The organism is Leclercia tamurae, assembly GCF_025566055.1.
Classification (GTDB): Bacteria; Pseudomonadota; Gammaproteobacteria; order Enterobacterales; family Enterobacteriaceae; genus Enterobacter; species Enterobacter tamurae.
Genome location: NZ_JAMHKS010000066.1, coordinates 127,237 through 133,957 on the forward strand (window position 1 = coordinate 127,237; position 6,721 = coordinate 133,957).

At 56.6% G+C, this 6,721-nt stretch carries 9 protein-coding genes; 5 read left to right on the plus strand and 4 right to left on the minus strand.

What is annotated here, in order from left to right:
* Positions 1-17: 17 nt before the first annotated feature.
* Positions 18-806: a PhzF family phenazine biosynthesis protein gene (locus M8318_RS05325; protein WP_262661246.1), complete on the minus strand. Its 789-nt coding sequence runs from the start codon at positions 804-806 to the stop codon at positions 18-20.
* A 146-nt stretch (positions 807-952) separates the two neighbouring features.
* On the opposite strand from M8318_RS05325, the gene M8318_RS05330 reads away from it, so the two are divergent.
* Entirely contained in the window at positions 953-2,167 is a 1,215-nt protein-coding gene (locus M8318_RS05330) for a sugar transporter (RefSeq protein ID WP_408612163.1), read from the plus strand.
* A gap of 36 nt (positions 2,168-2,203) precedes the next feature.
* On the opposite strand, the gene M8318_RS05335 is transcribed toward M8318_RS05330, so the two are convergent.
* Positions 2,204-2,872, minus strand: a complete 669-nt coding sequence (locus M8318_RS05335) for a MarC family NAAT transporter (RefSeq protein ID WP_262661247.1) — start codon at positions 2,870-2,872, stop codon at positions 2,204-2,206.
* A 257-nt stretch (positions 2,873-3,129) separates the two neighbouring features.
* Between M8318_RS05335 and marR the strand changes: the two genes are divergently transcribed.
* The 3 genes from marR to marB are packed head-to-tail and all read left to right on the plus strand — an operon-like array spanning position 3,130 to position 4,212.
* A complete protein-coding gene (gene marR, locus M8318_RS05340; protein WP_106993851.1) occupies positions 3,130-3,564 on the plus strand; it encodes a multiple antibiotic resistance transcriptional regulator MarR in 435 nt (144 codons plus the stop codon).
* An 18-nt stretch (positions 3,565-3,582) separates the two neighbouring features.
* On the plus strand, positions 3,583-3,966 hold the full coding sequence (gene marA / locus M8318_RS05345; protein WP_072250842.1) for an MDR efflux pump AcrAB transcriptional activator MarA: 384 nt from the start codon (positions 3,583-3,585) through the stop codon (positions 3,964-3,966).
* Between the two features lie 30 nt (positions 3,967-3,996).
* Positions 3,997-4,212, plus strand: a complete 216-nt coding sequence (marB, locus tag M8318_RS05350; protein ID WP_262661248.1) for a multiple antibiotic resistance protein MarB — start codon at positions 3,997-3,999, stop codon at positions 4,210-4,212.
* A gap of 32 nt (positions 4,213-4,244) precedes the next feature.
* Here marB and eamA read toward each other — a convergent pair whose 3' ends face one another.
* Entirely contained in the window at positions 4,245-5,144 is a 900-nt protein-coding gene (gene eamA, locus M8318_RS05355) for an O-acetylserine/cysteine exporter (protein ID WP_262661249.1), read from the minus strand.
* Positions 5,145-5,337: 193 nt separating this feature from the next.
* On the opposite strand from eamA, the gene ydeE reads away from it, so the two are divergent.
* On the plus strand, positions 5,338-6,537 hold the full coding sequence (gene ydeE / locus M8318_RS05360; protein ID WP_262661250.1) for an efflux MFS transporter YdeE: 1,200 nt from the start codon (positions 5,338-5,340) through the stop codon (positions 6,535-6,537).
* A 91-nt stretch (positions 6,538-6,628) separates the two neighbouring features.
* On the opposite strand, the gene M8318_RS05365 is transcribed toward ydeE, so the two are convergent.
* On the minus strand, positions 6,629-6,721 hold a 93-nt coding region (locus M8318_RS05365; RefSeq protein ID WP_262660599.1), incomplete at its 5' end, for an IS3 family transposase.

Below are 6,721 nucleotides of genomic sequence, written 5' to 3' on the forward strand. Positions count from 1 at the left end.
TGGGTTAACCCTTATCGTTAGCGTAAAAACAGATGACCTTTCATATACAGCGATGCCCTGCCGCTCATTAATACCCGGTCGCCTTTCAGTTCACAGCGCACATCGCCACCGCGGGCAGAAACCTGCCGGGCGAAGAGCGACGTTTTATTTAACTTTTCACTCCAGTATGGGATCAGCATAGTGTGAGCCGAGCCGGTGACCGGATCTTCCCACAGGGCCGCGCCCGGGGAGAAAAAGCGGCTGACGAAATCGTATTCGCCTTCGCCGCGGGCAGTGATCGACACCTTATGCTCTCCGGGGGTCATGGCATTGATATCCGGCGTGACCGCCTCAACCTGCTCACGACTCTCCAGCACAATCACCCAGGCGCGCCCTTTGCGGGCCTCTACGTAGTGTTGGATACCCAGCGCGTTCAGCATCTCTGGCGGCGGGATCTGCGGCTCGCTCGGGCAGGCAGGGAAATCGAGAGTCAGCCAGTCGCCCTCGCGAGTAACGGTCAGCCTGCCGGAGGCGGTATCAAAATGGATCCGGGCATCGGGATAGTCCAGCTCGTTAAACAATACCCAGGCGGTCGCCAGCGTGGCGTGACCGCAGAGGTTAACCTCGCCGTTAGTCGTAAACCAGCGCAGCTCGATGCCGCCCTTGTGGCGCACGAAAAAGGCTGTCTCGGACTGATTGTGTTCCCGCGTCATGCGCAGCAGCGTCTCGTCCGGCAGCCATTCCGGCAACGGACACACTGCCGCCGGGTTGCCGCCAAACGAGACCTCACTGAACGCATCCACCAGATAAAACTCAATTTCCTGCATCGCCTGACTCACTGTTAACGTTATGTTGCATCCTATAGTTATGGAAAATAACCGGTTTCACCAGCGATTAGTTTTAGGATGGAGTGAGATCCAGATCACAAAACGATTGTATTTCCACCAGGGAAGGTTTTAAGATCGTCCACCTCATTGACGTAACGACTCCCGGACATCCCCATGACAACTCACACCGTTTCCCGCAGGGTCGCGTGGTCACGCTCGCCGTTGCCGCCTTTATCTTTAACACCACTGAATTTGTCCCCGTCGGCCTGCTCTCGGATATCGCCAGCAGCTTCGGCATGGAGACCGCGCAGGTGGGGATCATGCTCACCATCTATGCCTGGGTGGTGGCGATGATGTCGTTACCCTTTATGCTGCTCACCAGCCAGATGGAGCGGCGCAAACTGCTGATCGGGCTGTTTGTACTGTTTATTGCCAGCCATGTGCTGTCGTTCCTGGCGTGGAACTTCACGGTGCTGGTCATTAGCCGGATCGGGATTGCCTTTGCGCACGCCATTTTCTGGTCGATAACCGCCTCGCTGGCGATCCGCCTGGCCCCGGCCGGAAAGCGCGCCCAGGCGCTGAGCCTGCTGGCTACCGGCACCGCGCTGGCGATGGTGCTCGGACTGCCGATCGGGCGCATCGTCGGGCAACTGTTCGGCTGGCGCACCACCTTTTTCGTTATCGGGCTCGGGGCGCTGTTCACCCTGCTGTGCCTGATCAAGCTGTTACCGAAACTGCCGAGTGAGCACTCCGGATCGCTGAAAAGCCTGCCGCTGCTGATGCGTCGTCCGGCGCTGATGAGCCTCTATCTGCTGACGGTCGTCGTGGTCACCGCACACTACACCGCTTACAGCTATATCGAGCCGTTTGTGCAGACCATCGCCGGATTCAGCGCCAGCTTCGCCACGATACTGCTCTTGCTATTGGGTGGCGCGGGGATTATCGGCAGCCTGTTGTTTGGCAAGCTTGGCAACCGTCACGCCTCGCTGCTGGTGAGCAGCGCTATTGGTCTGCTGCTGGGGTGTCTGCTACTGCTGCTGCCCGCCTCGGGAAGCGAGACCAGTCTCGCGCTTCTGAGCGTCGTCTGGGGCGTGGCGATTATGATTATCGGCCTTGGGATGCAGGTGAAAGTGCTGGCCCTGGCGCCGGATGCCACGGACGTGGCGATGGCCCTCTTCTCCGGAATTTTCAATCTGGGGATTGGCGCGGGCGCGCTGGTGGGGAATCAGGTGATCCTGCATCTGTCGATGGCGTCGATTGGCTATCTGGGGGCAATCCCGGCGCTGGCGGCGTTAATCTGGTCGGTGCTGATCTTCAGGAAATGGCCTGTCGCTCTGGAAGAGCAGCCCCATCACGGCTAGAGAGGTGACCGGGTGGCAGCGCGCCACCCGGCTTTGTTAGTTAGGGTAGGTTTGAATAATTTCCAGCACGCCGTTAATAATAAACTGCACGCCCATACAGACCAGCAGGAAGCCCATCAGACGGGAGATCGCTTCGATACCGTCTTTGCCCACCCAGCGCATAATCGCGCCCGAGCTCCGCAGACAGCCCCACAGGATCACGCCGATAATGGCAAAAATCAGCGGCGGGGCAATCATCACCACCCACTCCGGGAAATCAGAGCCACTGCGCACCGTCGAGGCGGAGCTGATGATCATCGCAATGGTCCCCGGACCTGCTGTGCTCGGCATCGCCAGCGGCACGAAGGCGATGTTTGGGGCCGGTCTGCCCTGCTTATCTTCCAGCGCGTCCTGGGCGTCAGCAACATCCGGCGATTTCGGGGCCGGGAACAGCATCCTGAAACCGATAAACGCCACGATCAGACCACCCGCAATGCGCAGCCCGGGAATGGAGATCCCGAAGGTGTTCATGACCAACTGCCCGGCGTAGTACGCCACCATCATGATCGCGAAGACGTAAACGGAGGCCATCAGCGACTGATGATTACGCTGTTCACGGTTCATGTCGCCCGCGAGGCCGAGGAAAAGCGCAACCGTGGTTAACGGGTTTGCCAGCGGCAGCAACACCACCAGTCCAAGGCCAATTGCTTTAAATAAATCAACCATTTTATAGAGTTGTCCTTAGCAAAATTTAACCAGCCAAGTATAGGGTTAAAACGACCGTAACAACCATGCTCACATCGTAAGTATTATTTTCGCTCCGCAATCAATTTACCCCAGTGATATGACGATCCTTAAAACGGGCAAAAATGTGATCTGAATCGCTTTAGCAAATCGTGTCATAAGCTAATGCATTCAGTTGACTTATAGTTGCCTGAGCAATAATATCTGCCGTGATTAAACTACTTGCCAGGGCAACCATTGTGAAAAGCACCAGTGACCTCTTCAACGAAATCATTCCGCTGGGTCGGCTTATCTATATGGTTAACCAAAAGAAAGACCGTCTGCTCAATGACTATCTGTCACCGCTGGATATCACCGCAACCCAGTTTAAAGTGCTCTGTTCTGTGCGCTGCGAAGTGTGTATCACCCCGGTTGAGCTGAAGAAGATCCTGTCTGTCGACCTCGGTGCGCTGACGCGCATGATGGATCGTCTGGTCTGCAAAGGGTGGATTGAACGCCGCCCGAACCCGAATGACAAACGCGGCGTACTGGTGCAACTGACCAGCGACGGCGCGGCAATGTGTGAACAATGTCATCAATTAGTAGGACAAAAACTGCACCAGGAACTAACAAAAAACTTAACGGCGGACGAAGTGGCAACGCTTGAGCATTTGCTTAAGAAGATCCTGCCGTAAACAGAAAGAGGTATGACGATGTCCAGACGCAATACTGACGCCATCACTATTCATAGCATTTTGGGCTGGATCGAAGATAACCTGGAGTCACCGCTCTCGCTTGAGAAAGTGTCCGAGCGTTCAGGTTACTCAAAATGGCACCTGCAACGGATGTTTAAAAAAGAGACCGGCCACTCATTAGGCCAGTACATCCGCAGCCGCAAATTAACGGAAATCGCACAGAAGCTGAAGGAAAGTAACGAGCCGATCCTGTATCTGGCTGAGCGTTACGGGTTTGAATCACAGCAGACCCTGACCCGCACGTTCAAAAACTACTTCGACGTTCCACCGCATAAATATCGCATCACCAATATGCGCGGGGAATCCCGGTATCTGCTTCCGATCAATCACTGTAACTGCTAATCGCCTGTATAAAGACGTACCGAGGAAATTATGAAACTATTCGCTTCCGCTGTTTTCACCGCCCTGGTGCTGGTCTCCGGCCAGAGTTTTGCGGAGCAAACGCCAGGTGTTTCGCAGCAGAACAGCCGCGACACCATGATCCTGCCAACGGCTAATGGCCAATCGCCCCACGATTTTAACCATATGGGCGCAGGCAGCGACAAATCCGACGAGTTAGGCGTGCCCTATTACAATCAGGGCGCCTGATTCGTTTTGCCCCGCCCGTGCGGGGCTTTTTTTTACCCTTTGACCCGCGTCGCCCGACGCACCCGCAAGCCGAAGACGTTAATATAGAGCCCGGCCATCACCAGCAGCGCCCCCACCAGCTGCAACGCGCCCAGTTTTTCATCCAGTAACAACGCCGCACTGGCAATGCCCACCACCGGGACCAACAGCGACAGCGGTGCCACCCGCCAGGTTTCGTAGCGACCGAGCAATGCCCCCCAGATGCCGTAGCCGACAATGGTGGCGACAAAGGCCAGATAGAAAAGCGACAGAACAGTAGTCAGATCGAGGGTGACCAGGCTGTGCCACATCACCGTCGGGCCATCCAGCAGATATGACGCCGCCATAAAGGGCACAATCGGGATCAGGGCGCTCCACACCACCAGGGACATCACCGCCGGCCGCGTCTCAAGCTGCATGATCTTTTTGTTGAAGATATTGCCGCTGGCCCAACAGAACGCCGCCGCCAGGGTCAGTAAAAAGCCCAGCAGTGCGACGTGCTGCCCGTTGAGGCTGGCTTCAGCCAGCACCAGCACGCCAACCACCGCGAGAGCGATCCCCGCCAGCTGTTTGCCCTGCAGACGCTCGCCAAACACCAGCGCCCCGAGGATGATGGTAAAGAATGCCTGCGCCTGTAATACCAGCGAGGCCAGCCCGGCGGGCATGCCGAAGTTAATGGCGCAAAACAAAAAGGCAAACTGACCGAAGCTGATGGTCAGGCCGTAGCCGAGCAGCAGACGAAACGGGATTTTCGGGCGGGCAACAAAAAACAGCGCCGGGAAGGCCACCAGCAGAAAGCGTAAACCGGCCAGCATCAGCGGCGGCATGTTGTGTAATCCGAGTTTGATCACCACAAAATTCAGCCCCCAAACCACCACCACCACCAATGCCAGCAGCCCGTCTTTGCGTGTCATACCCTGCCCCTGTTTATTAAATTTTTGTAAACACTCTTCAAAGTAACGAAAAAAACCGCCGAGGAACAGATCATTAATTCTGGCAGTCAGGCGAAGCACTTAGGGATAAATTTGGTGGTATACAAGCCTCTTATGCCGTGATAATCCTGATAAGACATAACAAAAACTTCACACGCAATTGTCGGGCAGGAAAATGAAATCATCACTCAGGCGCTCAACCGCAGCGCTGCTGGCGTCGTCGCTGTTACTCACCATTGGGCGCGGCGCGACGTTGCCGTTTATGACCATCTATCTCACCCGCGTCTACAACATGAGCGTGGAGAATATTGGTTATGCCCTGACGGTGGCGCTGACTATTGGGGTGGTTTTCAGCCTGGGCTTTGGCATCCTGGCCGACAAGTTCGATAAAAACCGCTACATGCTGATCGCCATTACGGCGGTGGCGCTGGGCTTCCTGGCGATCCCGCTGGTGGATAACGTGGTGCTGGTGGTGCTGGCCTTCGCGCTGATCAACTGCGCCTATTCGATCTTCTCCACGGTGCTGAAAGCCTGGTTTTCCGATGTGCTGAACCCGGCGGAAAAGGCGCGGGTCTTCTCGCTTAACTACAGCTTTCTCAATATTGGCTGGACCGTCGGGCCACCGCTGAGTACCTTGCTGATGATGTACAGCCTGCAGCTGCCGTTCTGGATGGCGGCCTTCTGCGCCGCCTTACCGCTGGTGCTCATTCAGGTTTATGTGCAGAAGAGCGTGGTGGCAGACAGCGAACAGGCCCCGGTGCCGTGGCAGCCGTCGGTGCTGCTGCGGGATCGGGCACTGTTCTGGTATACCCTCTCCGGTCTGCTGGCCTCCTACGTGGGCGGCTCCTTTGCCAGCTGTATTTCTCAGTACGTGCTGGCCGCCGATTACGACAGCGATTTCGCGCAGAACGTGGTGGCCGTGGTGCTGCCGGTGAACGCCGCGATGGTGGTGTCGCTGCAGTACATCATTGGCCGCAAGCTGTCGGCGCGTAACATCCGCCCGCTGATGACCCTGGGCACCCTGTTCTTCGTCCTCGGCCTGGCCGGGTTCATGCTCTCCGGGGAGAATCTCATCTACTGGGGACTGGCCGCGGCGGTCTTCACCATTGGTGAAATTATCTATGCCCCGGGCGAATACATGTTGATCGACAACATCGCCCCGCCGGGGATGAAAGCGAGCTACTTCTCCGCCCAGGCGCTCGGCTGGCTGGGTGCGGCCTTTAACCCGATGATCACCGGGCTGATCCTCACCCACCTCCCGCACTGGTCGCTGTTTGTGATTATGATGGTCGCCATTGTGCTGGCGTGGATGATGATTTTGCGTGGAATGCGGGTAAAGGCGTGGGTTGATGCACCTGGTTTAGCATCGCGGTAACTGCCCGGCGGCGCTACGCTTGCACGGGCCTACGGGTTTTCCAGGCCGGGTAAGCGTAGTGAACTGCGCCCCAAAACCTGGACGGCTTGTATTAACCGGTCTTCAGATACTCAGCCCGGAACGCCACCGGGCTGAGTCCTCCCAGACTCAGTTTGATACGCTTGTGGTTCCAGTACCTTATATA